16 protein-coding genes are annotated in these 16,112 nt (G+C 67.9%); 10 read left to right on the top strand and 6 right to left on the bottom strand.

What is annotated here, in order from left to right; translation table 11 throughout:
• Positions 1 to 41: 41 nt before the first annotated feature.
• The gene (gene pmbA / locus Tchl_RS16655; RefSeq protein WP_075149354.1) at positions 42 to 1,406 is read right to left on the bottom strand and encodes a metalloprotease PmbA; all 1,365 of its coding nucleotides are present in this window, start codon (positions 1,404 to 1,406) and stop codon (positions 42 to 44) included.
• Positions 1,407 to 1,462: 56 nt separating this feature from the next.
• Between pmbA and yjgA the strand changes: the two genes are divergently transcribed.
• From yjgA to Tchl_RS16640, 3 genes are all read left to right on the top strand, one after another.
• A complete protein-coding gene (gene yjgA / locus Tchl_RS16650) occupies positions 1,463 to 2,077 on the top strand; it encodes a ribosome biogenesis factor YjgA (RefSeq protein WP_075149353.1) in 615 nt (204 codons plus the stop codon).
• Between the two features lie 85 nt (positions 2,078 to 2,162).
• Positions 2,163 to 2,753, top strand: coding sequence for a molybdopterin adenylyltransferase (gene mog / locus Tchl_RS16645; protein WP_075149352.1), 591 nt, complete (start codon positions 2,163 to 2,165; stop codon positions 2,751 to 2,753).
• 104 nt (positions 2,754 to 2,857) lie between these two features.
• Positions 2,858 to 4,048, top strand: coding sequence for a methyltransferase (locus Tchl_RS16640; protein ID WP_075149351.1), 1,191 nt, complete (start codon positions 2,858 to 2,860; stop codon positions 4,046 to 4,048).
• Here Tchl_RS16640 and Tchl_RS16635 read toward each other — a convergent pair.
• The gene (locus Tchl_RS16635; RefSeq protein ID WP_232311613.1) at positions 4,035 to 4,697 is read right to left on the bottom strand and encodes a protein-methionine-sulfoxide reductase heme-binding subunit MsrQ; all 663 of its coding nucleotides are present in this window, start codon (positions 4,695 to 4,697) and stop codon (positions 4,035 to 4,037) included. The genes Tchl_RS16640 and Tchl_RS16635 overlap by 14 nt on opposite strands.
• A 117-nt stretch (positions 4,698 to 4,814) precedes the next feature.
• A complete protein-coding gene (gene msrP / locus Tchl_RS16630; protein ID WP_075149349.1) occupies positions 4,815 to 5,747 on the bottom strand; it encodes a protein-methionine-sulfoxide reductase catalytic subunit MsrP in 933 nt (310 codons plus the stop codon).
• Positions 5,748 to 5,976: 229 nt separating this feature from the next.
• Between msrP and aroG the strand changes: the two genes are divergently transcribed.
• Positions 5,977 to 7,062: a 3-deoxy-7-phosphoheptulonate synthase AroG gene (aroG, locus tag Tchl_RS16625; RefSeq protein WP_075149348.1), complete on the top strand. Its 1,086-nt coding sequence runs from the start codon at positions 5,977 to 5,979 to the stop codon at positions 7,060 to 7,062.
• Between the two features lie 150 nt (positions 7,063 to 7,212).
• Entirely contained in the window at positions 7,213 to 8,286 is a 1,074-nt protein-coding gene (gene dinB / locus Tchl_RS16620) for a DNA polymerase IV (RefSeq protein ID WP_075149347.1), read from the top strand.
• Here the strand turns inward: dinB and Tchl_RS16615 are convergent, their stop codons facing one another.
• On the bottom strand, positions 8,287 to 8,838 hold the full coding sequence (locus tag Tchl_RS16615; RefSeq protein WP_075149346.1) for a cob(I)yrinic acid a,c-diamide adenosyltransferase: 552 nt from the start codon (positions 8,836 to 8,838) through the stop codon (positions 8,287 to 8,289). It abuts the gene before it with no gap.
• A 121-nt stretch (positions 8,839 to 8,959) separates the two neighbouring features.
• Here Tchl_RS16615 and Tchl_RS16610 point away from each other — a divergent pair, with 121 nt between their 5' ends.
• From Tchl_RS16610 to alaS, 3 genes are all read left to right on the top strand, one after another.
• The gene (locus Tchl_RS16610; RefSeq protein WP_075149345.1) at positions 8,960 to 9,211 is read left to right on the top strand and encodes a ribbon-helix-helix protein, CopG family; all 252 of its coding nucleotides are present in this window, start codon (positions 8,960 to 8,962) and stop codon (positions 9,209 to 9,211) included.
• Entirely contained in the window at positions 9,201 to 9,614 is a 414-nt protein-coding gene (locus tag Tchl_RS16605) for a type II toxin-antitoxin system VapC family toxin (protein WP_075149344.1), read from the top strand. Before Tchl_RS16610 ends, Tchl_RS16605 begins: the two co-directional genes overlap by 11 nt.
• A gap of 63 nt (positions 9,615 to 9,677) precedes the next feature.
• A complete protein-coding gene (alaS, locus tag Tchl_RS16600; RefSeq protein WP_075149343.1) occupies positions 9,678 to 12,311 on the top strand; it encodes an alanine--tRNA ligase in 2,634 nt (877 codons plus the stop codon).
• Positions 12,312 to 12,744: 433 nt separating this feature from the next.
• Here alaS and Tchl_RS16590 read toward each other — a convergent pair whose 3' ends face one another.
• Positions 12,745 to 14,136, bottom strand: a complete 1,392-nt coding sequence (locus Tchl_RS16590; protein ID WP_075149341.1) for a phosphomannomutase/phosphoglucomutase — start codon at positions 14,134 to 14,136, stop codon at positions 12,745 to 12,747.
• A gap of 239 nt (positions 14,137 to 14,375) precedes the next feature.
• Between Tchl_RS16590 and rfbA the strand changes: the two genes are divergently transcribed.
• The gene (gene rfbA / locus Tchl_RS16585) at positions 14,376 to 15,260 is read left to right on the top strand and encodes a glucose-1-phosphate thymidylyltransferase RfbA (protein ID WP_075149340.1); all 885 of its coding nucleotides are present in this window, start codon (positions 14,376 to 14,378) and stop codon (positions 15,258 to 15,260) included.
• Complete coding sequence (gene rfbC, locus Tchl_RS16580) at positions 15,260 to 15,805, top strand: dTDP-4-dehydrorhamnose 3,5-epimerase (RefSeq protein WP_075149339.1); 546 nt, start codon at positions 15,260 to 15,262, stop codon at positions 15,803 to 15,805. Before rfbA ends, rfbC begins: the two co-directional genes overlap by 1 nt.
• 82 nt (positions 15,806 to 15,887) lie before the next feature.
• Here the strand turns inward: rfbC and Tchl_RS16575 are convergent, their stop codons facing one another.
• Complete coding sequence (locus Tchl_RS16575) at positions 15,888 to 16,088, bottom strand: zinc-finger domain-containing protein (RefSeq protein WP_075149338.1); 201 nt, start codon at positions 16,086 to 16,088, stop codon at positions 15,888 to 15,890.
• Positions 16,089 to 16,112 lie beyond the last annotated feature (24 nt).

The following is a 16,112-nucleotide window of genomic DNA, read 5'->3' as shown; positions in this document are numbered from 1 at the left end:
GGGCCGATTATAGGCCCCCTTCAGGGGCACGACCGCCGGGCTCAGCGCCCGGCCACTTTCATGTTGTCGATCAGCAGCGAGCCGCACATCTTGGCCCCGCGCGGCAGGGCGTCGTTGCCGACCGCGACGATGCCGCGGAACATGTCGCGCAGGTTGCCGGCGATGGTGACTTCCTCGACTGCATGCTTGATGCGACCCTTTTCCACCCAGAAGCCGGCGGCACCGCGCGAGTAGTCGCCGGTGACGTAATTGACCCCGTGGCCGAGCAGTTCGGTGACGAGCAGGCCGCGGTCCATCTGCCGGATCAGTCCGGCGAGATCCTGCGCCCCCGGCTTCACCCGCAGGTTGTGTGAGCCGCCGGCGTTGGCGGTGGTCTGCATGCCCAGCTTGCGCGCCGAGTAGGCGGACAGGAAGTAGCCCTGGAGTACGCCGTCGATGACCACTTCACGGTCGCGGGTGGCGACGCCGTCGCTGTCGAAGGGGCTGGAGCCGAAGGCTTTTTTCAGGTGCGGGCGCTCGGAGATGCTGACCACGGGGGAGAACACGGACTGCCCCAGGCTGTCGAGCAGGAAGCTCGATTTGCGGTACAGCGAGCCGCCACTGACGGCCTGCGTGAAGTTGCCGAGCAGCGAGACCGCGAGCGGAGCTTCGAAGATCACCGGCACTTCGCAGGTGCGGATCTGCCTCGCCCCCAGCCGGGCGATCGCGCGCTCGCCGGCGATGCGGCCGATTTCTTCCGCCGCCATCAGTTCGGCCGGATCGCGCCGCGAGTCGTACCAGAATTCGCGCTGCATGCCGTCGCTATCGTCGCTGTCGTCGCTGTCGCCGGCGATCACCGAGCACGACAGGCCGTGGCGGGTGGTCGCGTAGCCGCCGAGAAAGCCGTGGCTGTTGGCGGAAACGAAGTGCGACTGCTGGATCGAGGTGTTGGCCCCTTCCGAGTTGCGGATTTTCGGGCTCACCGCGAAGGCGGCGTCCTCGCAGCGGCGGGCGAGTTCGATCGCGGTGTCGATGTCGATCTTCCACGGGTGGAAGAGGTCGAGGTCGGGCATGTCCTGCGCGCGCGCCATCAGCGCCGCATCCGCCAGTCCGGCGCAGGGGTCGGGGGCGGTGAAGCGGGCGATCGACAGTGCGGCGTCGACCGTGGCCTGCAGCGCCTTCTTGGAGAAATCGGAGGTGCTCGCATAGCCGCGCTGCTGGCCCAGATAGACGGTGACGCCGACGCCCTTGTCGCGGTTGTACTCGATGGTATCGACTTCGCTCCGGCGCACTGCGACCGACTGGCCGAAGCCTTCCGAAACGTCGGTCTCGCAGGCCGAGGCGCCGCCTTGTTTGGCGTGCTTCAGGATGTCGGTGGCAATTTCGGCGAGCTGCGCCTGGGTGAAGGAAAAGCCTTGATCGGACATGGAGGGGTCGTGTGCGTGCAAAGGCTATAATCTTACTCCGATCACGCCAGCCCCCCATGCACGCAATGCGCTCCGATTCACGCCATTCCCCCCATCCCGCCGTGCCGGACGAGGACGATTTCGTCGAGCCAGCAAGCAAAAGCAGTCGCAAGCGCGAAATGCACGCACTGCAGGACCTGGGCGAACAACTCGTCGCGCTGTCCGCCGAGCGCCTGAAGAAAGTGCCGCTGCCCGATGTGCTGTACGACGCCATCCGCGCCGCGCAAGGCTTCAAGATGGAAGCGCGGCGGCGCCAGATGCAGTACATCGGCAAGCTGATGCGCAAGATCGACCCGGCGCCGATCCAGGCCCAGCTCGAGATCTTCGCCGGGAATTCAGCCGCCGAAGTGGCGAAGATGCACCGCCTCGAGCGCTTGCGCAGCGATCTGCTCGAGGACGAGAAAGTCATCGGCAGCATCGCCGAATCCTGGCCCGGCGCCGATCTGCAATACCTGCGCACGCTGCGCCGCAACGCACTCAAGGAGCGCGAGGCCGGCAAGCCGCCAAAGTCCTTTCGCGAGATCTTCCGCGTGCTGCGCGAACTGCAGGAAGCGCAGGACGCCGCCGCGGAAGAGGCCGGGGAAGGGGCCCCGGGCGTGGCGACCGCCCCGGGCGAGACTGCGGGCGAATGAAGCGGGCGCACGCGCCGGCCGCTGCGGCCTTCGCCGCATGCCTGCTGCTGCACCCCTGTGATCCACCGACGACGAGACTGAACCCATGAGCGAACCCATCCGCATCGGCCTGGTGTCGATCAGCGACCGCGCCTCCGAAGGCACTTACGAAGATCAAGGCATCCCCGCGCTGCAGGACTGGCTGGGCAGGGCGCTGATCTCGCCGTGGAGCGCCGAGACGCGGCTGATTCCGGACGAGCGCCCGCTGATCGAGCGCACCCTGGTCGAACTGGCCGATGAGGCCGGCTGCGGCCTGGTGCTGACCACCGGTGGCACCGGCCCGGCGCCGCGCGACCTGACTCCCGAGGCCACGCTCGCAGTCGGCGACAAGGAAATGCCCGGTTTCGGCGAGGAGATGCGCCGCATCAGCCTGAACTTCGTCCCCACCGCGATCCTGTCGCGCCAGGTCGCGGTGATCCGCGGCCGCTGCCTGATCATCAACCTGCCCGGCCAGCCCAAATCGATCCGCGAGACCCTCGAAGGCGTGCGCGACGCCGACGGCGCGGTGCGCCACGTCGGCATCTTCGCCGCCGTGCCCTACTGCATCGATCTCATCGGCGGGCCCTACATCGAAACCGACGAAGCGGTGATCAAGGCCTTCCGCCCCAAGCACGCGATCCGGACGAAACAGGCTTGAGCCCCCGGCGGCGGGACGGTGCGGTGCATGCTGGCCTGGCGGGCACGGTCGCGGGCACTCGCCACACCGCGCCTGCGGCCGCGGGCGATGCAGGGTGCGAGGAAATGGCGCGCACGGCGGCCGGTTCCGCGGCCCGGAGTTCCTGCCTGACGTGGACTGAAGACGGTGCGGTCCGCAGCGCGCGCTGGCGCTCCGAGAGCGGCCAGGCGCCGCCGAAACGGGTGGTGGTGGCGGACGACACGATGACGGCCGACGCTGCCTGGCGGCTCGCCTGCGAGGGCACCGCCCTGCTGTGGCGGGGCGACTACCACAACGCCCGCCAGCTGCTCCAGGCCATGGGCCGACGCGCCGCCGCCCGTCCGCGCAAGCGTGCCCGCGAACCGGCTGCGGCGGCCGAGGCCTTCCACCTGCACCGCATGGCCCAGGCCCAGCGTGCGCGCGCGCTGGGGATGTTGCTGATCCCCGTCGAGAGCGCAACGCGTATTCCGTTTCGGCGGGCACCGGACGTCGCCGAAGCCGTGGCCGAAGCGATTGCCGGCACCCCCGATGCGGACCTCCCCGCGGCGCCGTTCGTGATCTCCCTGCGCGAGCTGCTCGGCCTGATCGGGGCGCATGAGTGGCGGCGCAAAGGCGTGTGGGTGCCGGCGCTGGAGGCGCACATCCATCCCTGGTACGGGGTGTTCTCGCCGCTCCGCGGCGAATACCTGGACCTGGTCGCACGCGTTCCCCTGCCGTCGCCACGGCTGGCGTTCGACATCGGTACCGGCTCCGGGGTGATCGCCGCCCTGCTCGCGCGGCGGGGGGTGGCCCGGGTCGTGGCCACCGATCAGGATGCGCGGGCGCTGGGCTGCGCCCGTGAAAACCTCGACCGCCTGGGGCTGGCCGGTGGCGTCGAGCTGGTGCACGCCGATCTCTTTCCGCCCGGGCGCGCGCCGCTGGTGGTGTGCAATCCGCCCTGGGTCCCGGCCAGGCCGGGGGCGGCGATCGAGCACGCGGTGTACGACCCCGACAGCCGCATGCTGCGCGGCTTTCTCGCCGGGCTGGCGGCGCATCTGGAGGCGGACGGCGAGGGCTGGCTGATCCTGTCGGATCTCGCCGAGCACCTCGGCCTGCGCACGCGCGCCGAACTGCTCGGCTGGATCGAAGCGGCCGGGCTGGAGGTGGCCGGCCGCGAGGACATCCGTCCGCGCCACCGCAAGGCCGCCGACGCCGGCGATGCGCTGCACGCCGCGCGTGCCGCCGAAGTCACTTCGCTATGGCGGCTGGCGGTCTCGCCTCGGGCTACTTCGGCATGATCCGGATCAGCGGGCGCTCGAGGTGCTTCGCCGGCGGCGGCACCGACAGCTGGCGGCGGCGCTCCTGTTCGCGCCACCATGCACGCAGGCCCAGCAGCACGGCCAGGATCGCAGCGTAGAGCAGCGGTTCACGCAGGTCGGCTTTCACCAACCACCAGAAATGCATCACCGCGAGGATCGCGATGCCGTACACCGCGCGGTGCAGCGCCTGCCAGCGGCGGCCGCCGAGACGGCCGATGGCGAAGGCGTTGGAGGTGGCAGCGAGCGGCAGCAGCAGCACGAAGGCGGCGAAACCGACGCTGATGAACGGGCGCTCGAGGAGGTCGCGGGCGATCGCGCCCCAGTCGAAGAACTGGTCCAGCCACAGGTAGAGGGCGAAGTGCGCCGCGGCGTAGGCGAAGGCGTACAGCCCCAGCATGCGGCGCAGGCGCAGCAGCCAGTGCAGGCCGCTGAGGCGGCGCAGCGGCGTCACCGTGAGGGTCAGCAGCAGAAAGCGCAGCGCCCACTCGCCGCTGTCGCGGGTGAGGGTCTCGACCGGGTTGGCGCCGAGGGTGTCGGCCTGCCAGCCGAGGGCGAGCCGTGCGGCGGGGATCAGGCAGAGCACGAAAAGCAGCGCCTTGATCGACGAGATCCGGCGTGCGGAAGGCATTCGCAGCGAAGGTGGAAGAAGTGGCATGGCGGCGGGCGGGTAAACGAAAAGAAAGAGAGGGCGAAGGTGGAGCGGCGGGCCCTGGGGCGGGAAACGGTCCGGGGGAAAGGCTCCGGTTCAGAACTCCTTTGCCAGATCCATGCCCCGGTAGAGGCCGGCGACCTGTTCGGCGTAGCCGTTGAACATCAGCGTCGGGCGCTTGCGCAGTTCGCCGATGCGGCGCTCGCTGGCCTGGCTCCAGCGCGGGTGGGCGACCTGCGGGTTGACGTTGGAGTAGAAGCCGTACTCCTGCGGTGCCGCCAGGTTCCATGCGGTGGCGGGCTGGTGCTCGACGAGGCGGATGGCGACGATCGACTTCGCGCTCTTGAAGCCGTACTTCCACGGCACGACCAGGCGCAGCGGGGCGCCGTTCTGGTTCGGCAGCGCTTCGCCGTACAGCCCCAGGGCCAGGATCGTCAGCGGATGCAGGGCTTCGTCCAGGCGCAGGCCTTCGCGGTAGGGCCAGTCGAGGACCGGCCGCCGGAGCATGATCGCCGGGTCGTAATGGCTGACGAACTCGACGTATTTCGCACTGCCCAGCGGTTCGACTTCCTTCAGCACGGCGGCCAGGGGAAAGCCCAGCCATGGAATCACCATCGACCAGCCTTCGACGCAGCGCAGGCGGTAGATGCGCTCCTCCAGCGGCGCCAGCTTCAGCACATCGTCGAGGTCGAAGCTGCGCGGGCGGGCGGCGAGGCCTTCGACGCGCAGCGTCCACGGGCGGACCTGCATCTTCGCCGCGTGGCGCGCGGGGTCGGCCTTGTCGGTGCCGAATTCGTAGAAGTTGTTGTAGCCCGTCACCGCCTTGTGTGCGGTGAGCGGCTCGGTCGTCGAGTGCGGCGAAGGCCGGCCATCCAGGCGGCTCGCCGCGTGCACCGGCAGGCCGTGCCAGAGGGCGGCGCCCGCGGTCAGGCCGAGGGCGGTGTGGGCGAGGAAGCTGCGCCGCGCCTCGAACAGCTTGCGCGGCGTGATCTCGGACGGGGGGAGCTCGGGAGGGGGCTTGATCAGCATGGCGGCGGGCCTCTGTGGGGGCTGTTCTGTAAAGCTACGGTGGTTTGACTGTTTTTACCGAGTCTTATTCCGCTGATGATGCCCGGTATCCGAAAAGACGCCGAAAACAGGGCAGGAGGCCGCAAACAGGACGACTTCCGAGGCGTACGATCGCCGGCGACAAACCCAGCCGTGCCGTGCTTTGGGCTAGAATCGGAAGCTTCTTCCAGCCTTGACGTAGAGTTCGAGCATGCCCGCCTCCATGAAGATCCACATCGACGACGTCCGCATCCAGGAAATCAAGGAACTCGTGCCGCCGGTGCACGTGTTGCGCGAGTTTCCGGCCACGCCGAAGGCCGCGGCAGTCGCCTACGAGGCGCGCCAGGGTATCCACCGCATCCTTTATGGCGCCGACGACCGTCTGCTGGTGGTGATCGGGCCATGCTCGATCCACGATGCCGCGGCTGCGATCGATTATGCGAACAAGCTCAAGGTCGAGGCCGACCGGCTCAAGGACGACCTCCTCGTGGTGATGCGGGTGTATTTCGAGAAGCCGCGCACCACGGTGGGCTGGAAGGGGCTGATCAATGATCCTTACCTCGACAACAGCTTCCGCATCAACGAGGGCGTGCGCCTCGCGCGCAAGCTGCTGTGGGAAATCAACGAACTCGGCCTGCCGGCGGGCACCGAGTTCCTCGACATGATCACGCCGCAGTACATCGCCGATCTGATCGCCTGGGGGGCAATCGGCGCGCGCACCACCGAAAGCCAGGTGCACCGCGAACTCGCTTCCGGCCTGTCGTGTCCGGTCGGCTTCAAGAACGGCACCGACGGCAACCTGCGCATCGCGGTCGATGCGATCAAGGCCGCGCAGGCGCCGCACCACTTCCTGTCGGTGACCAAGGCCGGCCATTCGGCGATCGTGTCCACCCGCGGCAACGAGGACTGCCACGTGATCCTGCGCGGCGGCAAGGAGCCGAACTACGACGCCGCGAGCGTCGATGTCGCAAGCAAGGAGCTGGCCGCTGCCAGCGTCTGCTCGAAGGTGATGATCGATTTTTCCCACGCCAACAGCCGCAAGCAGCACCGGCTGCAGATCGAGGTGGCGAAGGATACCGCCGCCCAGATGGCTGCCGGCGATGAGCGGATCATGGGGGTGATGGTCGAGTCCCACCTCAAGGAAGGGCGCCAGGACCTGATGCCGGGCAAGGAGCTCGAGTACGGCAAGAGCATCACCGATGCCTGCATCGGCTGGGAAGACAGTGTGCAGGTGCTCGACATTCTCGCCGAGGCGGTGCGCCAGCGCCGGGTCAAGCGCGCGGCCGAGTTCGAGTAAACGGTTAAAGGCGTGCCGGGGCGCCGTCCGCGCCGGCACGCCCTTGCCGTTTGCGGCACGGGGTGAAGTCATGGGCGGGCCGTCCTACCGGGGCATGGATGCGGACCGGGCCGGAGCGCGCCGCGATGCCGGAGGGCACCCGGTGTGAGCATGACCACGCGCAAGATCATCCATTGCGACTGCGATTGTTTCTATGCCGCGGTCGAGATGCGCGACGACCCTTCGCTGCGCGGGCGCCCGCTGGCGGTCGGGGGGCGGGCCGAGACGCGCGGCGTGATCGCCACCTGCAACTACGAGGCGCGCGCCTTCGGCGTGCATTCGGCGATGCCGACCGCGCGGGCGCTGCAGCGATGCCCCGGGCTGATCCTGCTGCCGCCCGACTTCGAGCGCTACCGTGCCGCTTCGCAGCGGATTCTCGCCATCTATCGCGGGTACACCGCGCTGGTCGAGCCGCTGTCGCTCGACGAGGCCTATCTCGACGTCAGCGGCGTGGATCGCTGTCGCGGCTCGGCGACGCTGATGGCGCAGGAAATCCGCGCCCGCATTCGCGACGAAGTCGGCATCACCGCCTCGGCCGGGATCGCCCCCAACAAGTTCATCGCCAAGGTGGCGAGCGACTGGAACAAGCCCGATGGTCAGTTCGTCGTCCGCCCGCAGGATGTGGATGCCTTCGTCGCCGCGCTGCCGGTGAACAAGATCTTCGGCGTCGGCAAGGTCACTGCAGGCAAGCTCAACCGGCTCGGCGTGCACACCTGCGGTGACCTGCGCAGCTGGAGCGTAGCCGATCTCACCCGTGAATTCGGCAGCTTCGGCGCCAGCCTGCACCGGCTGTGTCGCGGCCTCGACGAGCGCGCGGTGCAGCCGGACCGGATCCGCAAGTCCTTGTCGGTCGAAACCACCTACACGCCGGACCTGCACGACCTGGCGGCCTGCCGTGCCGCCTTGTGCGCGCTGCTGGAGGATTTCCGCCGCCGCTTCGAGCGCGCGCGCGACCGCCCTGCGGTGCACAAGGCTTTCGTCAAGGTGCGTTTCTCCGATTTCAGCCGGACCACCGCCGAATGCCTCAGCAGCGCGCCCGACGAGGCGGTGTGGCTCCGATTGCTGGGCGAAGCACATGCGCGCAAGGCGCTGCCGGTGCGCTTGCTCGGTGTCGGCGTGCGCTTCGACGAGCGCGCCGACAACGAGCAGGCGAAGGTCCAGGGCTCCCTGTTTGAGGCGGGTTGATCAGGCGTTCTTGCGCTTCTGCCACAGCACATCGTCGCGCCCAGCGGCACGGTTGAGCACGCGGCCGAGGACGAAGAGCAGGTCCGACAGCCGGTTGAGGTACTGGCGCGGGCCGTCATTCACCGCTTCTTCCAGCGCCAGCGCGACCAGCGCGCGCTCGGCGCGGCGGCATACGGTGCGGGCGTGGTGGGCGAGCGCCGCAGCCCGGCTGCCGCCGGGCAGGATGAAGTCCTTGAGCGGCGGCAGCGCTTCGTTGAAGCCGTCGAGCGTCTCTTCCAGGCGGGTCACCTGCTTGCCGGTGATCATGCTCATGCCGGGGATGCACACTTCGCCGCCAAGGTCGAACAAGTCGTGCTGGACGTCGGTGAGCAGTGCGCGCACCGCGTCGGGCAATTCCTCGCACAGCAGCAGGCCGACCACGGCATTGGTCTCGTCGACTTCGCCCAGGGCGTGAATGCGCAGGCTGTTCTTCGATACCCGCTTGCCGTCGCCCAGGCCGGTGGTGCCGGCGTCGCCGGTGCGGGTGTAAATCTTGGAGAGGCGGTTGCCCATGATGTTCTCGAGTTGGGGTGATTGTCGTAACACATAATTATAGGTGGGGCGGGGCGAAATTGACTTCGATCGCAGCGCGTCATACGATGCATTACGTTGTGTAATACAGGAAGCCGGCCCCATGACCCTGTCGATCCGCCTCGACCCCGAGCTCGAGTCCGAACTCGCGCGTGCCGCCGCGCAGACCGGGCGCAGCAAGAGCGAGCTGGTCAAGGCCAGCTTGCGCGAGTACCTCGCGCGCGTCGCTCCGCGCAAGACTCCCTACGAGCTTGGCAAGGACCTTTTCGGCGGCGCCGACGCCGGGCCGACGGACCTCGCCGAGCGCCGCAAGGACTACCTGACGGAGTCGCTGCGTGCGAAGCATGATCGTTGACGCGGGGCCGCTGCTGGCGCTGTTCAACCCGGCCGACCGGCACCATCAGGCCTGCGTGTCCTTCCTGCGCGGCAACGAGGTTTCGCTGGTGACGACCTGGCCGGTGCTGACCGAGGTCATGCATCTGCTGCGCTACAGCGTCGATGCGCAGTTGCGCCTGCTGAGCTGGATCGACCGTGGCGGGCTGGCGATCGCCGAGCTGGAGCAGGGCAGTATCGGCGCCGTCGCGGGCCTGATCGACAGGTATCGCGATCGTCCAATGGACCTCGCCGATGCCTCGGTGGTGCAGCTGGCCGTGCAGACAGGCTGCCGGGAGGTACTGTCGATCGACAGCGACTTCGACATCTACCGCCTGCCGGACGGCGCCTGGCTGGCCAATCCGCTGCGCGACAACACACATTGATCCGCGCCCCCGCGTGCGCGACCCAGGAACACGACTCGAACTCTTTTCTCCTCTGGATCCTTCATGAAATCTGCCGAAATCCGCGACGCCTTCCTCAAGTTCTTCGAATCCAAGGGCCACCAGATCGTGGCTTCCAGCTCGCTTGTGCCGCACGAGGACCCGACGCTGCTGTTCACCAACGCCGGCATGAACCAGTTCAAGGACGTCTTCCTCGGCTTCGACAAGCGTCCCTACAGCCGCGCCACCACCTCGCAGAAATGCGTGCGCGCCGGCGGCAAGCACAACGACCTCGAGAACGTCGGCTACACCGCGCGCCACCATACCTTCTTCGAGATGCTGGGCAACTTCAGCTTCGGCGACTACTTCAAGCGCGACGCGATTTCATACGCCTGGGAGCTGCTCACCGAGGTCTTCAAGCTGCCCAAGGACAAGCTCTGGGTCACGGTGTACGCCGAGGACGACGAGGCGTTTGAGATCTGGACCAGGGAAGTCGGCGTGCCTTCCGAGCGCGTGATCCGCATCGGCGACAACAAGGGCGCGCGCTACGCCTCGGACAACTTCTGGATGATGGGCGACACCGGACCTTGCGGCCCGTGTACCGAGATCTTCTACGACCACGGCGAGCACATCTGGGGCGGCCCCCCGGGATCGCCCGAGGAAGACGGCGACCGCTACATCGAGATCTGGAACAACGTGTTCATGCAGTTCAACCGCGACGAGCAGGGCGTGATGCATCCGCTGCCCCGGCCCTCGGTCGACACCGGCATGGGCCTGGAGCGCATCTCTGCGGTGCTGCAGGGCGTGCACGCCAACTACGAGATCGACCTCTTCCAGGCCCTGATCAAGGCTGCTTATCGTGAAGTGGGGGGCGAGGCTTCCGGCGCCGACCTGGATTCGCCCTCGCTGAAGGTGCTCGCCGACCATATCCGTGCCTGTTCCTTCCTGATCGCAGACGGCGTGATTCCGGGCAACGAGGGCCGTGGCTACGTGCTGCGCCGCATCATCCGCCGCGCCATCCGCCACGGCTACAAGTTGGGCGCACGTGCCGCCTTCTTCCACAAGATGGTGCCCGATCTGGTCGGCGAGATGGGCAGCGCCTATCCCGAGCTGAGGGACGGCGAGCGCCGCATCACGGACGTGCTGCGCCAGGAGGAGGAACGCTTCTTCGCCACCATCGAGAGCGGCATGGCGATCGTCGAGGCCGAACTCGCTGCGATGGCAGCCGCCGACAAGACCGTCTTCGACGGCAACACCGCCTTCAAGCTCCACGACACCTATGGCTTCCCGCTCGACCTCACCGCCGACATCTGCCGCGAGCGTGACGTGACCGTGGATGCCGCCGCCTTCGATGCCGCAATGACGCGGCAGAAGGAACAGGCGCGCGCCGCGGGCAAGTTCAAGATGGCGGCGAACCTGGAATACGACGGCCCCGCGACCACGTTCCACGGCTACGAGCTGCTGGAGGAAAAGGGCAACATCCTCGCCCTGTACAAGGACAGCGCCCCGGTCAACGAACTGCTCGAGGGCGAGATCGGCGTGGTCGTGCTCGACCACACCCCGTTCTACGCCGAGTCCGGCGGCCAGGTCGGCGACCGCGGCGAGCTGCGCGCCGCCGCCGGCATCTTTGGCGTGGAAGATACGCAGAAGATCCAGGCTGCGGTGTTCGGCCACCACGGCGTGGTGCGCACCGGCAGGCTCGCGGTGGGCCAGGGCGTGAGCGCCCGGGTGGACGTCGCCGCGCGCGCCGCCACCGCACGCAACCACTCGGTCACCCACCTGATGCACAAGGCCTTGCGCGAGGTGCTCGGCGCCCACGTGCAGCAGAAGGGCTCGCTGGTCGACCCCGACAAGACCCGCTTCGACTTCGCCCACACCGCACCGATGAGCGCCGAGGAAATCCGTGAGGTCGAGGAGATCGTCAACCGCGAGATCCTCGCCAACTCGGCGACGCAGGCCGAGGTCATGGCGCTCGAGGCGGCGCAGAAATCCGGCGCGATGATGCTGTTCGGCGAGAAGTACGCCGACGAAGTGCGGGTGCTGTCGATCGGCAGCTCGAAGGAGCTGTGCGGCGGCACCCACGTCTCACGCAGCGGCGACATCGGCCTGTTCAAGATCATCAGCGAAGGCGGTGTCGCCGCCGGCATCCGCCGCATCGAGGCGATTACCGGCGAGAACGCACTGCGCTACCTGCAGGAGCAGGAGCGCCGGGTGCAGGGCATGTCCGCGCTGCTCAAGGTCCAGCCGGACGAAGCTGCCGAGCGCGTCGCCGGCATCCTCGACAGCGTCCGCATGCTGGAAAAAGAAGTCGCGCGCCTGAAAAGCAAGCTCGCCGCCAGCCAGGGCGACGATCTCGCCAGGCAGGCGGTGGAGCTCGCCGGGGTCAAGGTGCTGGCGGCGGTGCTCGAAGGCGCCGACGTCCCCACCCTGCGCGAGACCCTGGACAAGCTCAAGGACAAGCTGAAGTCGGCGGTGATCGTGCTGGCGGCGGCGAGCGAAGGCAAGGTCAGCCTGATCGCCGGCGTCACTGCCGATCAGACCGGCAAGGTCAAGGCCGGCGAGCTGGTCAACTTCGTCGCCCAGCAGGTCGGGGGCAAGGGCGGCGGGCGTCCGGACATGGCCCAGGCGGGTGGTACCCGGCCGGAAAACCTGCCGGCGGCACTGGCTGCGGTGCGAGGCTGGGTAGAGGCGAAGCTCTAACCTGCCCGCCGAAACAAAGCTTCAGGCGCGTGCACGAACGCCCTCCTGTCGCAGCCGCGCGGGGGGCGGCCGGGCTCGACGGTCGGCATGCCGTGGGGGCGCAGAGCTGCTAGGCTGCGGGCGAAATCCTGTGCCTGACGGCGGCCTGGTTGGCCAGTACGCGGCGTTGAACCGCCGGTGGGACGAGGTGCTCGTTCATGAACGACCTGGCGCTTGCGGGCCGCCCGCCACGCATGAGGTAAGCCACGACGTCGTCGACGACTTGCGCCGTCTGCCAGTCCGCGCGGCTGTAGTTCCGGTTCGCCATAACCCACTCCTCGAGCACCCCCGCTACTCTATAGATAGTACGCGTTCCCGTATTTTGTCCATGCCGGGAAAGGCATCGGCCCGCGGTGTGCGGGGCGCTGTGCGTATTACCGGCGGCATGAGGGCTTCAGAACGGCAGCTTCAGTCCCGGCCAGACGCTGTCGATCGCGGCGCGGAAGGCGCCCTGGATGCGTGCCAGGGCGCCTTCGTCATCGGCTTCGAAGCGCAGCACCATCACCGGCGTGGTGTTCGAGGCGCGGGCGAGGCCGAAGCCGTCGGCGTATTCGGCACGCACGCCGTCGAGGGTGATCAGTTCGCCGGCGCCGTCGAAGCGTGCGCTCTGCTGCAGCCGGCGCACCAGCTCGAACGGCTCGCCCTCGTTCATCTTCAGGTTCAGCTCGGGCGTGTTGACTGCGTTCGGCAGCGCTTTCAGCGCGGCGTTGGGGTCGGGACGTGCGGACAGGATCTCGAGCAGGCGGGCGCCGGCATAGAGCCCGTCGTCGAAGCCGAACCAGCGTTCCTTGAAGAACATGTGGCCGCTCATCTCGCCGGCGAGAGGGGCACCGGTTTCCTTCAGCTTGGCCTTGACCAGCGCGTGGCCAGTGTTCCACATCGTCGGCTTGCCGCCGCGCGCGCGGATCCAGGGGGCGAGGTTGCGCGTGCATTTGACGTCAAAGATGATCTCGCCGCCGGGCACGCGGGTCAGCACGTCCTCGGCGAACAGCATCAGCTGGCGGTCGGGGAAGATGATCTCGCCGTCCTTGGTGACCACGCCGAGGCGGTCGCCGTCGCCGTCGAAGGCCAGGCCCAGTTCGGCGTCGGTGTCGCGCAGGGCGCGGATCACGTCCTGCAGGTTCTCGGGCTTGGACGGGTCGGGGTGATGGTTGGGGAAGGTGCCGTCCACCACGCAGAAGAGCTCGATGACCTCGCAGCCGAGGCGGCGGAAAAGTTCGGGCGCGATGCCGCCGGCGACGCCGTTGCCGCAGTCGATGACGATCTTCATCGGGCGCGCGAGTCTGACGTCGGCGATGATGTGGTCGAGGTAGGCGGTGCGGACGTCGGCGCTGCGCAGCGCGCCTTCTCCGGCCGCCAGCTCGTCGTCGACGATGCGCCGGCGCAGGGCCTGGATCAGCTCGCCGTACAGGGTCTGCCCGCCGAGTACCATCTTCAGGCCGTTGTAGTCGGGCGGGTTGTGGCTGCCGGTGACCGAAACGCAGGAGTCGCAGCCCAGGGCGTGGGCGGCGAAATAGGTCAGCGGCGTGGACACGCAGCCGATGTCGATGACGTCGACGCCTGCGGCGCGGATGCCTTCGGCCAGCGCCCCGGCCAGCGCCGGGCCGGACAGCCGGCCGTCGCGGCCGACGGCGATCGCCCGCTGGGCGCGCGCCACCGCTTCGGAGCCCAGGGCGTGGCCGATCGCACGCACCGCGTCCGGGGTCAGCACGGTATCGACGATGCCGCGGATGTCGTAGGCCTTGAAGATTTCGGGAGCGGGAGGGGCGTAGCGGGGCGTGGTCATGGGGCGGTCCGGAAGGAAAAAGCGAAAACGAAAGCGGTAACGGAGGTGCGCATTCTATGCCCCCTGGCGAGGGAGTGAAGGCCTGCGTTCGGATCCGTGCCGATCTTTGCTTTGTGGCTGACGGGCGGATGAAGCCGGATCGTGCTCGACGTCAGGTTCTTTTTTCGAGGCGGGAGTGAGGGTTTACAATCCGCGCCGGGCATTTTCCCGCCTTTTTTCTTTTTGCGAGCAGGATTCCGATGACGACACGCAAGGGCATCATCCTCGCCGGGGGCTCGGGCACCCGGCTGCATCCGGCGACGCTGGCCGTTTCCAAGCAGCTGCTGCCGGTCTACGACAAACCGATGATTTACTACCCGCTCACCACGCTGATGCTGGCCGGAATCCGGGAGATCCTGATCATCTCGACGCCGCAGGACACGCCGCGCTTCAGACAGTTGTTGGGCGACGGCAGCCAGTGGGGGGTGCGTTTCGAGTACGCTGTCCAGCCCAGCCCGGACGGCCTTGCCCAGGCCTTCCTGATCGGCGAGGACTTCCTCGCTGGCGGCCCTTCGGCCCTGGTGCTGGGGGACAACCTGTTCTACGGCCACGATCTTGCCGATGCGCTGCAGCGGGCCGCGCTGCGTACGGTGGGCGCCTCGGTGTTCGCCTATCCGGTGCAGGATCCGGAGCGCTACGGCGTGGTCGAGTTCGACCGTGACGGACGTGCGGTGAGCCTGGAGGAAAAGCCGCTGCGGCCGAAGAGCCGCTACGCGGTCACCGGGCTCTATTTCTACGATGAAAGGGTCGTCGAGGTGGCGCGAGGCCTGCGCCCGAGCGCACGCGGGGAGCTGGAGATCACCGACGTGAACCGGCGCTACCTCGAATGGGGCGCGCTCGACGTGCAGGTGATGGGGCGCGGTCATGCCTGGCTCGACACCGGCACCCATGAAAGCCTGCTTGAGGCCGGGATGTTCATCCAGACCATCGAGCATCGCCAGGGCCTGAAGATCGCCTGCCCGGAAGAGGTCGCCTGGCGGGAGGGCTGGATCGATGCCGCACAGCTGCAGGCGCTGGCGGCGCCGCTGGCGAAGAACGGCTACGGGCAATATCTGCAGCGGCTGCTGGAAGAAAAGGTGTTCTGATGAAGGTCACGCAAACGGCGATTGCGGAGGTGCTGGTGCTGGAGCCGAAGGTGTTCGGCGACAGCCGCGGGTTTTTCCTCGAAAGCTTCAATGCGCGCGCTTTTCGCGACGCCACCGGAGTCGATGCGGCGTTCGTCCAGGACAACCATTCGCGCTCGGCGAAAGGGGTGCTGCGCGGCCTGCACTACCAGATCCGCCAGCCGCAGGGGAAGCTCGTCCGTGTCGTGAACGGGCGGGTGTTCGACGTCGCGGTGGATCTGCGTCGCCGCTCGCCGAGCTTCGGCAAATGGGTGGGGGTGGAGCTGTCGGCGGACAATCATCGCCAGCTGTGGGTGCCGCCGGGCTTCGCCCACGGCTTCGTGGTGCTCAGCGACAGCGCCGACTTCCTCTACAAAACGACCGATTACTACGCCCCCGAATACGAGCGCTGCCTGGCCTGGAACGACCCCGCGGTCGGAGTCGGGTGGCCGCTGGAAGGCGCGCCGCAGCTGTCGGGGAAGGACGCGCAGGGCAAGGCGCTGGCCGAAGCGGAAACCTTCGATTGAGCGCCGGCTGCGGACTGTGCCCGCAATGAAAAAGGGGGCCTGCGGCCCCCGTGACGGACCGGCCCGGAGGCCGGGGCGTGCTTCAGTGGTGCCCCTTCGGGCGCTCGCCGGTGAACACGTAATGTGCGCTGCAGTACGGGCACACGGCTTCGCCGGTCTTCAGGATGTCGAGGAACACGCGCGGGTGGCGCGCCCACAGCGGTGCTCCCGGGGGCGGGCAGTGCAGGGGGAGATCCTTCGCGGCAATGGCGACGGCCTGGGTCTTGTCGGTGTTTTCAACCATGGGACGGTTCTCGCAGAACGGAAG

This window comes from Thauera chlorobenzoica (assembly GCF_001922305.1).
Taxonomy (GTDB): Bacteria; Pseudomonadota; Gammaproteobacteria; order Burkholderiales; family Rhodocyclaceae; genus Thauera; species Thauera chlorobenzoica.
Note: the sequence above shows the minus strand (reverse complement) of the source record. Positions and strands in the feature narration are given on the sequence as shown.